At 63.5% G+C, this 17,101-nt stretch carries 18 protein-coding genes; 7 read left to right on the top strand and 11 right to left on the bottom strand.

Annotation, left to right across the window (positions count from 1 at the left end):
- Positions 1–2: 2 nt before the first annotated feature.
- The 5 genes from ACX0MV_RS00920 to glyQ all read right to left on the bottom strand — a co-directional run bounded on the left by ACX0MV_RS00920 (position 3) and on the right by glyQ (position 5,267).
- Positions 3–626: a CDP-alcohol phosphatidyltransferase family protein gene (locus ACX0MV_RS00920; RefSeq protein WP_458980612.1), complete on the bottom strand. Its 624-nt coding sequence runs from the start codon at positions 624–626 to the stop codon at positions 3–5.
- Positions 627–792: 166 nt separating this feature from the next.
- Positions 793–1,566 carry a lysophospholipid acyltransferase family protein gene (locus tag ACX0MV_RS00915; protein WP_458980611.1) on the bottom strand — a complete coding sequence of 258 codons (774 nt, stop codon included), beginning with the start codon at positions 1,564–1,566 and terminating at the stop codon, positions 793–795.
- Between the two features lie 35 nt (positions 1,567–1,601).
- Positions 1,602–2,132, bottom strand: coding sequence for a D-glycero-beta-D-manno-heptose 1,7-bisphosphate 7-phosphatase (gene gmhB, locus ACX0MV_RS00910; protein ID WP_458980610.1), 531 nt, complete (start codon positions 2,130–2,132; stop codon positions 1,602–1,604).
- A gap of 136 nt (positions 2,133–2,268) precedes the next feature.
- Positions 2,269–4,323, bottom strand: coding sequence for a glycine--tRNA ligase subunit beta (gene glyS, locus ACX0MV_RS00905; RefSeq protein WP_458980609.1), 2,055 nt, complete (start codon positions 4,321–4,323; stop codon positions 2,269–2,271).
- Positions 4,320–5,267, bottom strand: a complete 948-nt coding sequence (glyQ, locus tag ACX0MV_RS00900; protein WP_458980608.1) for a glycine--tRNA ligase subunit alpha — start codon at positions 5,265–5,267, stop codon at positions 4,320–4,322. The genes glyS and glyQ overlap by 4 nt, the downstream gene beginning before the upstream one ends.
- An 81-nt stretch (positions 5,268–5,348) precedes the next feature.
- Between glyQ and ACX0MV_RS00895 the strand changes: the two genes are divergently transcribed.
- The 3 genes from ACX0MV_RS00895 to ACX0MV_RS00885 all read left to right on the top strand — a co-directional run bounded on the left by ACX0MV_RS00895 (position 5,349) and on the right by ACX0MV_RS00885 (position 7,217).
- On the top strand, positions 5,349–5,900 hold the full coding sequence (locus ACX0MV_RS00895) for a DNA-3-methyladenine glycosylase I (protein ID WP_458980607.1): 552 nt from the start codon (positions 5,349–5,351) through the stop codon (positions 5,898–5,900).
- A 77-nt stretch (positions 5,901–5,977) separates the two neighbouring features.
- A complete protein-coding gene (locus tag ACX0MV_RS00890) occupies positions 5,978–6,865 on the top strand; it encodes a lysophospholipid acyltransferase (RefSeq protein ID WP_458980606.1) in 888 nt (295 codons plus the stop codon).
- An 85-nt stretch (positions 6,866–6,950) separates the two neighbouring features.
- A complete protein-coding gene (locus ACX0MV_RS00885; protein WP_458980605.1) occupies positions 6,951–7,217 on the top strand; it encodes a PilZ domain-containing protein in 267 nt (88 codons plus the stop codon).
- Positions 7,218–7,229: 12 nt separating this feature from the next.
- Here the strand turns inward: ACX0MV_RS00885 and ACX0MV_RS00880 are convergent, their stop codons facing one another.
- The 5 genes from ACX0MV_RS00880 to def all read right to left on the bottom strand — a co-directional run bounded on the left by ACX0MV_RS00880 (position 7,230) and on the right by def (position 11,866).
- Entirely contained in the window at positions 7,230–7,553 is a 324-nt protein-coding gene (locus ACX0MV_RS00880; RefSeq protein ID WP_458980604.1) for a tetratricopeptide repeat protein, read from the bottom strand.
- Positions 7,553–8,926, bottom strand: a complete 1,374-nt coding sequence (gene trkA / locus ACX0MV_RS00875; protein WP_458980603.1) for a Trk system potassium transporter TrkA — start codon at positions 8,924–8,926, stop codon at positions 7,553–7,555. The genes ACX0MV_RS00880 and trkA overlap by 1 nt, the downstream gene beginning before the upstream one ends.
- A 72-nt stretch (positions 8,927–8,998) precedes the next feature.
- The gene (rsmB, locus tag ACX0MV_RS00870) at positions 8,999–10,303 is read right to left on the bottom strand and encodes a 16S rRNA (cytosine(967)-C(5))-methyltransferase RsmB (protein ID WP_458980602.1); all 1,305 of its coding nucleotides are present in this window, start codon (positions 10,301–10,303) and stop codon (positions 8,999–9,001) included.
- A 10-nt stretch (positions 10,304–10,313) separates the two neighbouring features.
- Positions 10,314–11,267, bottom strand: a complete 954-nt coding sequence (gene fmt, locus ACX0MV_RS00865) for a methionyl-tRNA formyltransferase (RefSeq protein WP_458980601.1) — start codon at positions 11,265–11,267, stop codon at positions 10,314–10,316.
- 92 nt (positions 11,268–11,359) lie between these two features.
- Entirely contained in the window at positions 11,360–11,866 is a 507-nt protein-coding gene (gene def / locus ACX0MV_RS00860; protein ID WP_458980600.1) for a peptide deformylase, read from the bottom strand.
- Positions 11,867–12,017: 151 nt separating this feature from the next.
- Here def and ACX0MV_RS00855 point away from each other — a divergent pair, with 151 nt between their 5' ends.
- From ACX0MV_RS00855 to tsaC, 3 genes are all read left to right on the top strand, one after another.
- On the top strand, positions 12,018–13,058 hold the full coding sequence (locus ACX0MV_RS00855) for a LysM peptidoglycan-binding domain-containing protein (protein ID WP_458980599.1): 1,041 nt from the start codon (positions 12,018–12,020) through the stop codon (positions 13,056–13,058).
- Between the two features lie 87 nt (positions 13,059–13,145).
- Complete coding sequence (gene dprA / locus ACX0MV_RS00850; RefSeq protein WP_458980598.1) at positions 13,146–14,252, top strand: DNA-processing protein DprA; 1,107 nt, start codon at positions 13,146–13,148, stop codon at positions 14,250–14,252.
- A 67-nt stretch (positions 14,253–14,319) separates the two neighbouring features.
- On the top strand, positions 14,320–14,877 hold the full coding sequence (tsaC, locus tag ACX0MV_RS00845; RefSeq protein WP_458980597.1) for an L-threonylcarbamoyladenylate synthase type 1 TsaC: 558 nt from the start codon (positions 14,320–14,322) through the stop codon (positions 14,875–14,877).
- A 71-nt stretch (positions 14,878–14,948) separates the two neighbouring features.
- Here the strand turns inward: tsaC and ACX0MV_RS00840 are convergent, their stop codons facing one another.
- Entirely contained in the window at positions 14,949–15,926 is a 978-nt protein-coding gene (locus tag ACX0MV_RS00840) for an NADPH:quinone reductase (protein ID WP_458980596.1), read from the bottom strand.
- A gap of 186 nt (positions 15,927–16,112) precedes the next feature.
- On the opposite strand from ACX0MV_RS00840, the gene hemF reads away from it, so the two are divergent.
- Entirely contained in the window at positions 16,113–17,030 is a 918-nt protein-coding gene (hemF, locus tag ACX0MV_RS00835) for an oxygen-dependent coproporphyrinogen oxidase (RefSeq protein ID WP_458980595.1), read from the top strand.
- Positions 17,031–17,101 lie beyond the last annotated feature (71 nt).

Raw genomic sequence — 17,101 nt, 5'->3', positions numbered from 1 at the left:
CCTTATTTCGAATCAGAAGAGTGTGCGGCTTCGGCCAGGCCGTGGCGCACGCGGTTATAGAGGGTGTAGAGGAGTAGCGCGAACACCAGCGCAAGCACGCCGTCAATCCATACGGCGGGTAGCAGGTCGCAGGCTACACCGGCGCCGAGCACGCCGAAGACGAAGGCGCGGTCGCTTTTGCCCATCGGCCCGTCATAGCGGCGTGAAGCACCGACCATCGGTCCCAGTGCGCCGGCGTACTCGCTGATCAGGGCGAACACCACCACCAGCACCACCAGCAATGGCGAGACGCCCGCCAGCAGGGCGAATGGCAGGTAGAGCGCGCTGTCGGCAATCAGATCGGACAATTCGTTGAGGTAGGCGCCAAGCTTGGACTGCTGGCCGAATTCGCGGGCGAGCATGCCGTCCACGGCGTTGAGCGCCATACGCAGGAGCATCCACAGCGGAATCAGCGCGAACAGCCAGGTGTATGGATGAAATGCCGCCAGCAGGATACCCAGCACGACCGAGACAACGGCCGCGACCAGCGTCACCTGATTGGCCGTTACGCCTTTCTCGTAAAGGCGTTGCACGCCAGGGCGCAACAGGTTCTGAAACGCTGGCTTGAGCTGGTAAATCGACAGCATGGGCAGAATTCCCTTTCATTGCGGTTGAGTGCGCTCAGCTTAGCCCCTTTGCTCGGCTCAGAGGCCGTGAAGACTGTGCGCAACCGCCACATTCAGGCATCGACATGGCGGTCGTCGTTCCTTGAAGCCAGGTGCCATGGTTCAGCCGATAGCCGGTTGAGCGAGGCTACACCGCTTCGCTGACTCCCAGCGGCGCCGCCACCGGATCAAGCGCGCCGATTTCCCGCTGCGTCTGGCTGACCCAGGCGAATGCCCGGTCATTCAGCTCGGCGATGGCACGCGGCCCGGTTCCCTCGGCATGCATGACCGGGCCTATCACCACCTGAATCACCCCTGGGGTCTTGCCCCAGCCTTCCTTGGGCCAGAACTTGCCGGCGTCATGGGCGATGGGCAGCACCGGCAGGTTGGCATTCACCGCCAGCGAAGCGCCGCCGCGGGAAAACTTGCCGATCTGGCCGGTCGGGATGCGTGTGCCCTCCGGGAACACCAGCACCCAGGCGCCCTGCTCCAGGCGTTCGTGGCCCAGCTTGGCGAGCTGCTTGAGCGCTGCCTTGGGGTTGCTGCGGTCGATCGCGATGGGTTTGAGCATGGCCATCGCCCAGCCGAAGAACGGCACATACAGCAGCTCGCGCTTGACCACCTGGCTGAGCGGTTCGAAGTAGCCGCAGAGGAAGAACGTCTCCCAGGTGCTCTGGTGCTTGGCCAGAATCACGCACGGTTGCTCGGGGATATTCTCCAGGCCCTTGATCTCGTAGCGAATACCAACCACCACCTTGGCCAGCCAGGTGGCGCAGCGGCACCAGTTCTGCACGACGAAACGGTAGCGCGCGCGGAACGGCAGGAAGGGGGCGACGAAGACGCTGAGGGTGCACCAGATAAAAGCGGTGGACGCCAACAGCAGATAGAAGAGAGCGATTCTGAGGGCCTGCACTGTCGACATAGAAACATTTACCGTCGCAGGCAGGGCCTGCTCTATCAGTGGAGAAGCTGTACGGCAACCGCCGCCAGATCATCGAATACCAGGGTGCCCGCTGGCAATCCTTTAGCCAGCGTGAGCTCGCCCTTACCGGTCTTTACCAACACCGGCTGACAGTCGACGGCGCACGCCGCCGTCAGGTCACCGCTGCTGTCGCCGACGAACCATACGCCTTTCAACGCCACCCGGTAATGAGTGGCAATCTGCTCGAGCATGCCGGTCTTGGGCTTGCGGCAGTTGCAGCCGTCGTCCGGGCCGTGGGGGCAATGGACGATCAGGCCCAGTTCGCCGCCCTGCTCCGTGACCAGTTCGCGCAGCCGTGCATGCATCGACTCAAGCACCGCCAAGTCGTAATAGCCGCGGGCCAGGCCGGACTGGTTGGTGGCGACGGCGACGGTCCAGCCGGCCTTGGACAGGTGGGCGATGGCCTCGATGGCACCGGGTAGCGGAATCCATTCGGCGAGGCTCTTGATGTAGGCGTCGGAGTCGTAATTGATCACCCCGTCGCGGTCGAGAATCAGCAGTTTCATAGAGGCGACTTGAAGCTCCGTAGGATGGGTTAGCCGCAAGGCGGCGTAACCCATCGTATACAGGGTGATGGGTATCCACCCATCCTATGATCGATTTGGGACGTAGGATGGACATGCCGAAGGCTTGTCCACCGGTTTACCCCAGCAGCGAGATGTCGGCCACGCCGAGAAACAGCCCGCGCAGCTTGGCCAGCAGCGCGTAACGGTTGGCCCGTACGGTCGGGTCCTCGGCATTCACCATCACCGCTTCAAAGAACGCGTCCACCGGCTCGCGCAGGCTCGCCAGCTGTGCCAGCGCCAGGTTGTACTGCCGCGCCTGGGCCAACGGTTGCACCGCATGGTCAGCCTGCTGGATCGCTGCGTTGAGGGCGAACTCGCTGGGACTGTCGAAGTGATGGGCCTCGATGCTGGCTGCAACCTGGCCTTCCGCCTTGCCCAGCAGGTTCGACACGCGCTTGTTGGCGGCCGCCAGCGCGGCGGCTTCGGGCAGGCTGCGGAAGGCCTGCACGGCCTGCACGCGCTGGTCGAAATCCAGCGGCGAGGTCGGGCTTACCGCGCGCACCGCCTGGTACACGGCGATATCGACGCCCTCGTCTTCGTAGCGGGCGCGCAAGCGGTCGAAGATAAAGTCCTGAACCTGAGGAGCCAGACCTTCGGCCTTGACCTTGCTATCGAACTGCTGGATGGCAAAGGCGATGGCATCGGCCAGATCCAGATCCAGCTGCTTCTCGATCAGGATGCGTAGCACGCCAAGGGCAGCGCGGCGCAACGCATAAGGGTCCTTGGAACCAGTGGGCAGCATGCCGATGCCGAAGATACCAACCAGGGTATCCAGCTTATCGGCCAGGGCTACAGCGGCTCCGGTCAGAGTGCTCGGTAGTTCAGCGCCAGCGCCGCGCGGCATGTATTGCTCATTCAGCGCCAAGGCCACGTCTTCGGCTTCACCGTTATGCTTGGCGTAGTAATAGCCGGCAATGCCCTGCATTTCCGGGAATTCGCCGACCATCTCGCTGGCCAGATCGCATTTGCACAGCAGGCCGGCGCGCGCCGCGCGAGTGGCGTCGCCGCCGATGCGTTCAGCGATAAAAGCGGCCAGGGCGGAAACCCGCTGAGCCTTGTCGTAGACCGAACCGAGCTGGGCCTGGAACACCACGTTGGCCAGACGCTGGTTGAAGCTTTCCAGCTTCTGCTTTTTGTCCTGCTTGAAGAAGAATTCGGCGTCGGTCAGGCGCGGACGCACGACTTTCTCGTTACCGGAAATGATCTGCGCAGGGTCTTTCGATTCGATGTTGGCCACGGTGATAAAGCGCGGCAGCAGCTTGCCGTTGCCATCCAGCAGGCAGAAGTACTTCTGGTTGTCCTGCATGGTGGTGATCAGCGCTTCCTGCGGCACTTCGAGGAAGCGCTCTTCGAACGAGCAGACCAGCGGCACCGGCCACTCGACCAGGGCGCTGACTTCATCGAGCAACGCGGGTGGCACGATGGCGGTGCCCTGCTGCTCGGCGGCCAGCTGTTCGATACGCTCGGCGATCTGTTGGCGGCGCTCGGCGAAGTCGGCAATCACATAGGCGCGGCGCAGGTCTGCAGCATAGGCAGCCGGGCTGCTGATACGCACTTCATGGTTGGCATGGAAGCGATGGCCGCGGGATACCCGGCCGGCTTGCTGGGCGAGGATCTCGCAGTCGATCACCTCGTCACCGAACAGCATCACCAGCCACTGGCTCGGGCGGACGAATTCGGTTTTGCGCGCGCCCCAGCGCATACGCTTGGGAATCGGCAATTCGTTCAGCGAGGTCTCGACGATGGCGGGCAACAGGCCGGCGGCAGCCTGGCCGGGAATGCTCTGGCTGAATTTCAGCTTGGGGCCGCTCTGGTCGATCTGGCTCAGCTCGACGCCACATTTCTTGGCGAAGCCCAGCGCTGCCTGAGTCGGGTTGCCGTCCTTGTCGAACGCCGCCTGGACGGGCGGGCCGTCGAGGTTCTGGGTGCGATCGGCCTGTTGCGTCTGCAACTGCTCGACCAGCACGGCGAGGCGGCGCGGCGCGGCGTAGTAACGCACCTGGCCATAGGTCAGGCCGGCGCTTTTCAGGCCTTTTTCGATACCGGCGAGAAAGGCCTCGCCGAGAGTGTTCAGGGATTTCGGCGGCAGCTCTTCGGTGCCCAGTTCTACCAGAAAATCACGGGTACTCATTCTGCTGCCTCCAGCTTGGCCAGTACTTCATCACGCAGATCCGGGGCGGCGAGCGGGAAGCCGAGTTTGCGCCGCGCTTGCAGGTAGCTCTGCGCCACGGCGCGGGCCAGGGCGCGCACGCGCAGGATGTATTGCTGGCGCGCGGTCACCGAGATGGCCCGGCGCGCATCCAGCAGGTTGAAGGTGTGCGAGGCCTTGAGCACCATCTCGTAGGTCGGCAGCGGCAGCTCCAGCTCGATCAGGCGGTTGGCTTCGCTCTCGTAGAAATCGAACAGCTCGAACAGCTTGTCGACGTTGGCGTGCTCGAAGTTGTAGGTCGACTGCTCCACTTCGTTCTGGTGGAACACATCGCCATAGGTGACCGTGCCGAACTGGCCGTCGGTCCACACCAGGTCGTACACCGAATCGACGCCCTGCAGGTACATGGCCAGGCGCTCGAGACCGTAGGTGATCTCGCCGGTAACCGGGTAGCACTCGATGCCGCCGACCTGCTGGAAATAGGTGAACTGGGTGACTTCCATGCCGTTCAGCCAGATTTCCCAACCCAGACCCCAGGCGCCGAGGGTAGGCGATTCCCAGTTGTCTTCGACGAAGCGAATGTCGTGCACCAGCGGGTCGATGCCGATGGCTTTCAGTGAGCCCAGGTACAGCTCCTGGAAGTTCTCCGGGTTCGGCTTCAAGACCACCTGGAACTGGTAGTAGTGCTGCAGGCGATTGGGGTTCTCGCCGTAACGGCCATCGGCGGGACGGCGCGAAGGCTGCACGTAGGCGGCGTTCCAGGTTTCCGGGCCGATGGCGCGCAGAAAGGTGGCTGTGTGGAAGGTGCCGGCACCCACTTCCATATCGTAAGGCTGCAGCACCACACAACCTTGCTCGGCCCAGTATTGCTGAAGGGCGAGGATCAAGTCTTGGAAGGTGCGCACGGCAGGCGTAGTCTGGCTCACGAAAAATTCACCTGTTGGCTGCGACAGAAAGGGCGGGAGTATACCCCAATCCGCGCGGCCTCCACCGCCCTGGAAAGCCCTATGCCGCGCTGCTTCTGGTGTACCGACGACCCGCTCTATCAGGCGTATCACGATCAGGAATGGGGGGTGCCGTTGCGTGACCCGCGCGCCCTGTTCGAACTCTTGTTGCTCGAAGGTTTTCAGGCCGGTCTGTCCTGGATCACCGTGCTGAAAAAACGCGAACGTTATCGCGAAGTACTGTTTGGCTTTGATCCCGAACGGCTGGCGCAGATGAGCGACGAGGAAATCGAGCAGCGCATGCAGGACCCCGGCATCATCCGCAACCGCCTCAAGCTCAAGGCCGCCCGGCAGAACGCCCAGGCCTGGCTCAAGCTCGACGATCCGGTGGGCCTGCTGTGGTCGTTCGTCGGCGGCAAGCAGTTGGTCAACCACTTCAGCGAACGCAGCCAGATGGTCTCGGTGACCGCTGCCGCCGAAGCCATGAGCAAGGCATTGAAGAAGGCCGGTTTCACCTTTGTCGGTCCGACCATCTGCTACGCCTTCATGCAGGCGAGCGGCATGGTGATGGACCACAGCACCGACTGTGATCGCTACGCGGCGCTGGCCGGTTAGCAGCACTTCACGGCAACAGCGCCCTCGATGGTGCTGGCGCGGCTACAATGGCCGCCCGTTCATTTCAGGAGTTGCCTGTGGAAAAGCTCAAGGGTGCCTTGGTGGTTGGCTTTCTGCGATTGTTCGCGCTGCTGCCCTGGCGCGCCGTCCAGGCGGTTGGCGCGGCCATCGGCTGGTCGATGTGGAAGCTGCCGAATCGCTCCCGTGACGTTGCCAGCATTAACCTGAGCAAGTGCTTTCCCGAACTCGATGCCGCGGCCCACGACCGTCTGCTCGGTCGATCCTTGCAGGGCATCGGCAAAACCCTGACCGAAAGTGCCTGCGCCTGGATCTGGCCGGCGCAGAAATCCATTGACCTGGTGCGCGAGGTCGAGGGCCTGGAGGTATTGCACGAGGCCCTGGCCAGCGGCAAAGGCGTGGTCGGCATCACCAGCCACCTGGGCAACTGGGAAGTGCTCAATCACTTCTACTGCGCGCAGTGCAAACCGATCATCTTTTTCCGTCCACCCAAGTTGAAGGCGGTGGACGATCTGTTGCGCAAGCAGCGGGTGCAGCTCGGTAACCGTGTTGCGCCCTCCACTCGCGAAGGCATTCTCAGCGTCATCAAGGAAGTGCGAAAAGGCGGGGCCGTCGGCATCCCGGCGGACCCGGAGCCGAGTCTTTCCGCTGGGGTGTTCGTGCCGTTTCTCGGCACCCAGGCGCTCACCAGCAAATTCGTCGCCGGCATGCTCGCGGGCGGCAAGGCGCGTGGGGTGTTCCTGCATGCGCTGCGCCTGGAAGATGGCTCCGGCTTCAAGGTGATCCTCGAAGCAGCGCCAGCGGCCATGTACAGCGAGGAGGTGGAAACCTCGGTGGCGGCAATGAGCGCAGTGATCGAAAAATATGTGCGCGCCTACCCGAGCCAATACATGTGGAGCATGAAGCGCTTCAAGAAGCGCCCCGCCGGCGAAGCCAAGTGGTATTGAGCCGCAGCGGGCGGCAACTGCCGTCTGGTTGCGAGCCCCGGCTGCTGTCGGCTAGTCTGCAACAATCCCCTTCGATGGACGCAGCATGAGCAACCAGCGAAAAAACACCCGAACGCCCCTCAAGGTTCGCCTGCGTCTCGAACATCCCCTGCATGGCGAGCTGATGGTGACCACCCGTGATATTTCCGATTGCGGCGTGTACGTGCTGATGGATCAGGGGCAGGACCTGCTGACCATGGGTGAACGCTTGGCCGGCCAGGTGCAGGGCCTGCCGATGGAAGCGCCGATCCTGCAACTGGAAGTGGTGCGGGTCGAACCGATGGGGGTTGGCCTGCGTTTTGTGCAGAGCTGACAGCAGGTCGCGCTACGGCTGTTGCCCAGCCTTATCCAGACGCTTCAGAAAAACGCCGATTTCCTTCTCAGCTTGCTTGTCGCCTTTTTCCTGCGCCGCCTGCAGGCCGGTAACCCAGGCCTGACGCGCATCATCGGTCAGCGCCTGTTTGAATAGCGCCTGGCCAAGAAGCTTCCAGGCCGCCGAATACCGTGGGTCGAACGCCACGCAGCGCTGCAAGTGCTGCGCCGCCATGGCGAATTCGCCTGCATCGAGATAACCCTTACCGAGGCCGAAGCGCAGCAGGGCGTTATCCACACCCTTGGCCAGCATTTTTTCCAGGGAGTCGATGCTCATCAGAAGAACGTCAGGCCGACTTGGAACAGGCGCTCGGCGTCGCGGATGTGCTTCTTGTCGACCAGAAATAGAATCACGTGATCGCCGGATTCGATCACCGTGGCATCGTGTGCCATCAGCACTTCTTCGTCACGGATGATCGCGCCGATGGTGGTGCCCGGCGGCAAGGCGATGTCCTTGATCGCCCGGCCGACCACCTTGCTCGATTTGGCATCGCCGTGGGCAATGGCTTCGATGGCTTCGGCGGCGCCGCGACGCAGGGAGTGCACGCTGACGATATCGCCGCGGCGTACGTGGGTCAGCAAGGTGCCGATGGTCGCCATCTGCGGGCTGATGGCGATATCGATCTCGCCGCCTTGTACCAGGTCGACATAGGCCGGGTTGTTGATGATGGTCATCACCTTGCGCGCGCCGAGACGCTTGGCCAGCAGCGAGGACATAATGTTGGCTTCGTCGTCGTTGGTCAGCGCCAGGAATATATCCGCATCGCTGATGTTCTCCTCCACCAGCAGGTCGCGGTCCGAGGCGCTGCCGTGCAGCACGATGGTGCTGTCGAGGGTTTCCGAGAGGTAGCGGCAGCGCGCCGGGCTCATCTCGATGATCTTTACCTGGTAACGGCTTTCGATCGCCTCAGCCAGTCGCTCGCCGATATGCCCGCCGCCGGCGATCACCACGCGCTTGTAGCTGTCTTCCAGGCGGCGCATTTCGCTCATCACCGCGCGGATATGGCCCTTGGCGGCGATGAAGAACACCTCGTCATCCGCCTCGATCACGGTATCGCCCTGCGGAATGATCGGTCGATTGCGGCGGAAGATCGCCGCTACCCGGGTGTCGATATTAGGCATGTGCTCGCGTAGCTGGCGCAGTTGCTGGCCCACCAGAGGGCCGCCGTAATACGCGCGCACCGCCACCAGCTGGGCCTTGCCCTCGGCGAAGTCGATGACCTGCAGCGCGCCCGGGTATTCGATCAGGCGCTTGATGTAGTTGGTCACCACCTGCTCCGGGCTGATAAGCACGTCGACCGGAATGGCCTCGTTGTCGAACAGGCCGGCGCGGGTCAGGTAGGCCGGCTCGCGAACCCGGGCGATCTTGGTCGGGGTATGGAACAGCGTGTAGGCGACCTGGCAGGCGACCATGTTGGTTTCGTCGCTGTTGGTCACCGCAATCAGCATGTCCGCATCGTCGGCGCCGGCCTGGCGCAGCACCGTGGGGAACGAGCCACGGCCCTGCACGGTGCGGATATCCAGGCGGTCACCGAGGTCGCGCAGGCGATCGGCATCGGTGTCCACCACGGTGATGTCGTTGGCCTCGCTGGCCAGGTGCTCGGCGAGGGTGCCACCAACCTGACCGGCGCCGAGAATGATGATCTTCACGTGTTCGCTCCTAATGGGGACAGCTTGCGCGTTCAGCGCCGTAGACCGTGGGAATGTACTGAAGTTACGGCATCAGCACGCTGCGATCTTGATCAGCTTGGCATAGTAGAAACCATCGTGGCCGTCGATCTGCGGCAACAGTTGACGGCCATGGGCGGGCTTGAGGCCGAACTCGCCGGCAATATCGAGCTCCCGAGCGCCTGTCGTGCGGGTAAGAAACGCGGCGATGGTGTCGCTGTTCTCTGCCGGCAACACCGAACAGGTCGCGTACAGCAGGATGCCGCCCACTTCGAGGGTGCGCCAGAGTGCGTCCAGCAGCTCGCCCTGCAAGGCAGCCAATGGAGCGATATCGTCAGCCTGGCGGGTCAGCTTGATGTCCGGGTGACGACGAATCACCCCGGTCGCCGAGCAGGGCGCGTCGAGCAGGATGCGCTGGAAAGGCACGCCGTCCCACCACGCGGTCAGGTCGCGGGCATCGGCGGCGATCAGTTCCGCTGACAGCCCCAGGCGCTTGAGGTTTTCGCGCACGCGCACCAGACGTTTTTCCTCCAGATCGACGGCTATCACACCTGCCAGCCCAGGTTCGCGCTCAAGCAGGTGGCAGGTCTTGCCGCCCGGGGCGCAGCAGGCGTCGAGCACCCGCTGAGCGGGCGCCAGGTCGAGAATACCGGCAGCCAGTTGCGCGGCCTCGTCCTGCACGCTGACGCGACCTTCGGCAAATCCCGGCAAGCCGGTGACATCGCAGGCCTCGAGCAGGCGGATGCCGTCCACACTGTATGCGCAGGGCTCGGCCTCGAAGCCGACTCGACGCAATTCCGCCAGGTAATCGTCACGGCTGCCGCGCAGCCGATTGACGCGCAGAATCAGCGGTGGATGGGCGTTGTTGGCGGCGCAGATGGCTTGCCAGTGTTCCGGCCAATGGGCTTTCAGCGCCTTTTGCAGCCAGCGAGGATGGGCGCTGTGCAGCACCGGATCGCGGTCCAGGCTGGCGATGATGGTCTCGCTCTCGCGCTGGGCATTGCGCAGCACGGCATTGAGCAGGCCTTTGAGCGACGGTTTTTTCAACTTGTCGATACAGGCGACGGTCTCACCGATCGCCGCGTGGGCCGGGATGCGCGTGTAGAACAGTTGATAAAGGCCAATCAGCAGCAGCGCTTCGACGTCGCGGTCGGCGGTCTTGAAGGGCTTTTGCAGCAGCTTTTCAGCAATCAGGGCCAGGCGCGGTTGCCAGCGTGCGGTACCAAACGCCAGGTCCTGGGCCAGGCCACGGTCGCGTTGCTCGACCCGGTCAAGCAACGGCGGCAAGCTGCTGCCCAGAGATGCCTTGCCGTTGAGCACGACGGCCAGCGCGCGAGCCGCGGCGAGACGCGGGTTCATACGGATACCGTCATAGCAGCACCATGCCGACGGCAAACTGCTCGCGCCGGCTGTTGTACAGATCGGCGAAATTCAGCGGCTTGCCGCCCGGCAGCTGCAGGCGCGTCAAGCACAGCGCGCCTTCGCCACAGGCGACGATAAGTCCGTCCTTGCTTGCCGCAAGGATTTCTCCCGCCTGGCCAGGTCCGTTTTCGTGGCCGTCGACGTGCAGCGCTGCCAGTACCTTCAGCGGCGCCTCGTTTAAGCTGCTGTGGCAGATCGGCCAGGGATTGAACGCCCGAATCAACCGCTCCAGTTCAACCGCGGGACGGGTCCAGTCGATGCGTGCTTCTTCTTTATTCAGCTTGTGCGCATAAGTCGCCAGGCTGTCATCCTGGGCCTCGCCCATCAGCGTGGCCGCAGCCAGGCCGTCGATTGCGTCGATCACCGCCTGCGGCCCGAGCCTGGCGAGGCGGTCGTGCAGACTGCCGCCTGTGTCGTCGGGTGTGATCGGCGTGCGCGCCTTGAGCAACATGGGCCCGGTGTCGAGGCCGGCTTCCATTTGCATCACGGTAACGCCGGATTCCGTATCGCCTGCCTCGATGGCACGCTGGATCGGCGCCGCACCGCGCCAGCGCGGCAGCAGCGATGCATGGCTGTTGATGCAGCCCAGGCGTGGGATGTCGAGCACCACTTGCGGCAGAATCAGGCCGTACGCCACCACGACCATCAGGTCAGCATCGAGCGCAGCCAGTTCGGCCTGCGCGGCGGGGTCACGCAACGTCTGCGGTTGGTAGACCGCGATGCCATGCTGGGCGGCGAGCTGCTTGACCGGGCTCGGCGAAAGCTTCTGCCCACGTCCGGCCGGGCGATCCGGCTGGGTGTACACCGCAACGATCCGGTGTGGCGTAGCCAGCAGGGCTTTGAGATGTTCGGCGGCAAATTCCGGGGTGCCGGCAAAGACGATACGCAATGCTTCGGTCATGGGGGCTCGCTAAAGAAAAGGCTTGCTGCCAGGCTAGCGGAGAACCACTGCGCTCTCACGTATCCGGCTGCAAGCCTTTGCACATGAGGCGCTCAAGCCTGCTGGCGATGTTGCTTTTCCAGCTTCTTCTTGATGCGGTCGCGCTTGAGGGTGGACAGGTAGTCGACGAACAGCTTGCCGTTGAGGTGATCGCATTCGTGCTGGATGCAAACGGCAAGCAGGCCTTCGGCGATCAGCTCATACGGTTGGCCATCGCGATCAAGTGCCTTGATGCGGACCTTCTGTGGGCGGTCGACGTTCTCGTAGAAGCCGGGTACCGACAGACAGCCCTCTTGATACTGATCGACTTCGTCAGTCAGCGACTCGAATTCCGGATTGATGAAAACCCGCGGCTCGCTGCGGTCTTCCGACAGATCCATCACTACCAGGCGCTTGTGCACGTTGACCTGGGTGGCGGCCAGGCCTATCCCCGGCGCGTCGTACATGGTTTCGAACATATCGTCGATCAACTGGCGCAAGGCGTCATCGACCACATCCACCGGCTTTGCGATGGTGCGCAGTCGTGGGTCGGGAAATTCAAGGATGTTTAAGATCGCCATATGCGTTTGTGATGCACTTGTGGAATAAAGTCAAAATCCGCTGCTAAGATGATGAGCAGCATTGAAAAACGGCTTCACGCCGCGGCACTACAGGGTTTGTCACAGCGCTAGGGCGCTCCACGCGAAGACACATAATAAAGGGATTCACCGCATGAGGAAATCACTACTCGCCTTGCTGCTGCTTGCCGCAAGCGGCTTGGCCCAGACCGGGATGGCCCAGGCAGAAGTGCAGCTCAAGGACGGTCACCCTGACCGTTATACCGTGGTTAAAGGCGACACGCTGTGGGATATCTCCGGCAAGTTCCTCAGCGAGCCGTGGAAGTGGCCAGAAATCTGGCACGCCAATCCCCAGGTTGAAAACCCGCATCTTATCTACCCAGGCGACCAGCTGAGCCTGGTCTACGTTGATGGTCAGCCACGCCTGATGCTCAACCGCGGCGCATCGCGCGGCACCATCAAGCTGTCGCCGACCATACGCAGCACGCCGATGGCCGAAGCGATTCCGGCAATTCCGCTCGAGGCGATCAACAGCTTTCTGCTGAGCAACCGCATCGTCGACACCCCTGAACAGTTCGAAGCCGCGCCTTATATCGTCGCCGGCAACGCTGAGCGTGTGATCAGCGGTTCGGGCGATCGGATTTATGCCCGCGGCACCTTCGATGAAGCCGCGCCGGTTTACGGAATCTTCCGTCAGGGCAAGACCTATACCGATCCCGATACCCAGGAGTTCCTTGGCATCAACGCCGATGACATCGGTGGCGGTGAAATCATTGCCGAGGAAGGCGATATCGGCACCATGATGCTGAGCCGCTCTACCCAGGAAGTTCGCCTTGGCGATCGCCTGTTCCCCACCGAAGAACGCGCGATCAATTCGACCTTTATGCCCAGCGAGCCAGCCGAAGAAATTCGCGGCCTGATCCTCGACGTTCCGCGTGGGGTCACCCAGATCGGTCAGTTCGACGTGGTCACGCTTAACAAGGGCGCCCGCGACGGCCTGGTTGAAGGTAACGTGCTGGCGGTCTACAAGACCGGCGAAACCGTACGTGACCGCGTCACTGGCGAGTCGGTGAAGATCCCGGACGAGCGTGCCGGTCTGCTGATGGTGTTCCGCACCTATGAAAAGCTCAGCTATGGCCTGATCCTCAACGCCACCCGCCAGCTCGCGGTGATGGACAAGGTACGCAACCCCTGACAGAAACAGCCCCGCAATCGCGGGGCTTTGTTTTTCTGCCGTTCCGACATAGCGTCCCCGTGGCGCGACCGATCAAGGATGATCAGCATGTCGCAGCTTTCCAGCTATTCCGTCTCCCCCGCTGAAATCGAAGCCCGCCTGCGCCTGCACTGCTTGCCGGAGCTTGGCCCGCGGCGTTTGCGCAAGCTGCTCAGCGCGTTCGATACGGCCTCGGCTGCGCTCAGCGCACCGGCCAGCGCCTGGCGTGCACTTGGGCTGCCGGCGGTATGTGCCGAGCCGCGTCGCAGCGCCGAAATCCGCGAACGAGCGAGTGCCGCACTGGCCTGGCTGGGGGAGCCGCGCCATCACCTGTTGATGTGGGACGACCCGACCTACCCGGCCCTGCTGGCCGAACTGGCGGATGCGCCACCGCTGTTGTTCGTGGCAGGCGATCCGGGTCTGCTGGAGCAGCCGCAGTTGGCCATGGTGGGCAGTCGTCGCGCGTCGCGCCCAGGGCTGGATACTGCCCACAGCTTCGCCCGCAGCCTGGCCGCTGGCGGGTTCGTGATTACCAGCGGCCTGGCGCTCGGTATCGACGGCGCCGCCCACCAAGGCGCGCTGGACGTGGCGGGCAAGACCATCGCGGTACTGGGTACCGGCCTGCAGTGCCTGTATCCGGCGCGTCACAAGCAGCTGGCGGCGGATATCGTCGCCCAGGGCGGGGCGCTGGTATCCGAGCTGCCGCTGGACAGCCCGCCCCAGGCCAGCAACTTTCCGCGGCGCAATCGGATCATCAGCGGCCTGTCGCTGGGCGTACTGGTGGTCGAAGCCAGCCCGTCCAGCGGCTCGCTGATCACCGCGCGCCTGGCCGCCGAGCAGGGTCGCGAGGTTTATGCGATTCCCGGATCGATCCATCATCCGGGTGCACGGGGCTGCCACCAGTTGATCCGCGATGGCGCGATTCTGGTCGAAAGCATCGAGCACATTCTGGAAGGGCTGCGCGGCTGGCAAGCCCAAGCCCCTGAGGCGCCGGTCGGGCCCCAGCATGCGGCCCATCCCTTGCTCGATCTGCTGCACGCGGCGCCGCACAACAGTGAAGCCCTGGCGGCGGCGAGCGGCTGGCCTTTGCCCCAGGTGCTGGCGGCGCTGACCGACCTGGAGCTGGAAGGGCGGGTTGTCTGCGAAGCCGGACGCTGGCTGGCGCGAGCGGACTAAGCCGCGCTGCAAGCAAGCCCGCGCTTGGATACACTGCGCGTCGGTCTTGATTGGGGAGGGCAGGCAGATGGTCAGCAGTTGGCAGGTACGGCAGGCGGCGCAGGTGGTGCGTGCCGGTGGGGTGATCGCCTATCCAACCGAAGCTGTATGGGGCTTGGGCTGCGACCCCTGGGATGAACTGGCGGTGGAGCGTCTGTTGGCCCTGAAGAACCGCCCCGTCCACAAAGGCCTGATTCTGGTGGCAGGCGCCATCGAGCAATTCGATTTCCTGCTCGAAGATTTGCCCGAGGTCTGGCAGGAGCGCCTGGCTGGCAGCTGGCCGGGACCGAATACCTGGCTGGTGCCCCATCAGCAGCGGCTGCCCGACTGGATCACCGGCTCGCACAACAGCGTCGCCTTGCGGGTCAGCGATCATCCGCTGGTGTGCGCCCTCAGCGCCCTCACCGGCCCGCTGGTGTCCACCTCCGCCAACCCGGCCGGCCGGCCGGCAGCCCGATCACGCTTGCGGGTTGAGCAGTATTTTCCACGGCAGCTGGACAAGGTCCTGGGTGGCGCGCTGGGCGGGCGCAAGAACCCCAGCCTGATTCGCGACCTGGTCACCGGCGACGTGATTCGCCCATCTTGAAGGTTAGGGTGCGCCGCGCGCACCGCAACGCCCTGCATGAAACGCAGGTGCGCATGGCGCACCCTACGGGTTTACGGCAGCAGAATCGTCGAGCCGGTGGTTTGCCGGGCGCTCAGCGCGGTTTGCGCAGCGGCTGCATCCTTCAGCGCATAACGGTTGCTGATTTCCACGGTGAGCTTGCCGCTCTCGATCATGTCGAACAGCTCGTCGGCCATCATTTGCAGGCGTTCTGGGGTGTCGGCATAGCTGGCCAGCGTCGGTCGGGTAACAAACAGCGAACCCTTCTGCGCAAGGATGCCCAGGTTGACGCCGCTCACCGCGCCCGAGGCGTTGCCGAAGCTGACCAGCAGGCCGCGCGGCGCCACGCAGTTCAGCGAAGTTTCCCAGGTGTCCTTGCCGACACCGTCATACACCACCGGACACTTGCGTCCCTCGGTCAGCTCCAGTACCCGCTGGGCGACGTCTTCATGGCTCGAATCGATGGTTGCCCAGGCGCCCAGCTCACTGGCGCGGGCGGCCTTTTCTGCCGAGCTGACCGTGCCGATCAGTTTCACTCCGAGGGCCTTGGCCCACTGACAGGCGAAGGAGCCGACACCGCCGGCGGCAGCATGGAACAGAATGGTTTCACCTCCCTGCAGGGGGAATGTCTGGCGCAGCAGATAATGCACGGTCAGGCCCTTGAGCATGACGGCGGCGGCCTGCTCGAAGCTGATGGCATCGGGCAGCTTGACCAGCTTTTCGGCGGGCAACACGTGCAGCTCTCCATACGCACCGAGCGGCCCGGTGGCATAGGCAACGCGGTCGCCGACCTGGAAGCCACTGACCGCCGAACCGACCGACTCGACGATGCCCGCGCCTTCGGTGCCCAGCCCGGACGGCAGCACCGGTGGCGGATAGAGGCCGCTGCGGTAGTAAGTGTCGATGAAGTTCAGGCCGATCGCCTGGTTCTGCACCCGCACTTCCTTGGCGCCAGGCGCCGCGGGTTGATAGTCGAGAAACTCGAGAACGTCTGGCCCGCCGTGGCGGCTGAACTGAATGCGCTTGGCCATATCAGGCTCCTCTCAGGAAGATTCGATCAGGCTGGTCATCATGCGTTTTAATCCACGCGCGCGCATCTGTCGCACCGTTCTTCGTCCGGATGCCCCGCCGAAATGGCAGGTCCGGGTGGTAAGCTTGCCGGCGATTCGCCCGCTGGCCCTAGGCCGCGTGGCTCTCCAGCTGATAAAGGTGGCGTCGTGAGTGAACGTACCGAGGTTGTAAGAAATTATTTGCTCGACCTGCAGGACCGCATTTGCGCCGCCCTGCAAGCCGAGGACGCTGGCGCTGAATTTTTCGAAGACGCCTGGCAGCGCCCTGCAGGCGGCGGTGGTCGTACGCGGGTGATCGAGAATGGCGCGCTGATCGAAAAAGGCGGGGTGAATTTTTCCCACGTGTTCGGCGACAACCTGCCGCCATCGGCCAGTGCTCATCGGCCGGAACTGGCGGGTCGCGGTTTCGAAGCGCTGGGCGTGTCCCTGGTGATCCACCCGGAAAACCCCTATGTACCGACCTCCCACGCCAACGTGCGTTTCTTCAGTGCCGAGAAAGAAGGCGAGGAGCCGGTCTGGTGGTTCGGTGGCGGCTTCGACCTGACGCCCTACTACGGCAACGAGGAAGACTGCGTGCACTGGCACCGTGTCGCCCGTGATGCCTGCGCGCCCTTCGGGGCCGATGTCTACGCGCGCTACAAGGAATGGTGTGATCGCTATTTTCACCTCAAGCATCGCAACGAGCCGCGGGGGATCGGCGGGCTGTTTTTCGATGACCTGAATCAGTGGGATTTCGACACCAGTTTCGCGTTCATTCGCGCAATCGGCGACGCTTACCTGGAGGCCTACCTGCCCATCGTGCAGCGGCGCAAGCTGACCCCGTATGGCGAGCGCGAGCGTGAGTTCCAGGCGTTCCGCCGTGGCCGCTATGTCGAGTTCAACCTGGTGTTCGACCGCGGCACGCTGTTCGGCCTGCAGTCGGGCGGGCGTACCGAGTCGATCCTCATGTCGCTGCCGCCGCAGGTGCGCTGGGGTTACGACTGGAAGCCCGAGCCAGGTAGCGAAGAGGCGCGACTGACCGAGTATTTCCTCACCGACCGCGACTGGCTGCCTGCAGCACCCTAGTTTCTTGCCATGACGCGACGCCGATAGCCTCGTAGGGCGGACTTGCCGAAGGCTTCTCCCCCTACAGTTGC

Source organism: Pseudomonas cistanchae (genome assembly GCF_054483635.1).
Note: the sequence above shows the minus strand (reverse complement) of the source record. Positions and strands in the feature narration are given on the sequence as shown.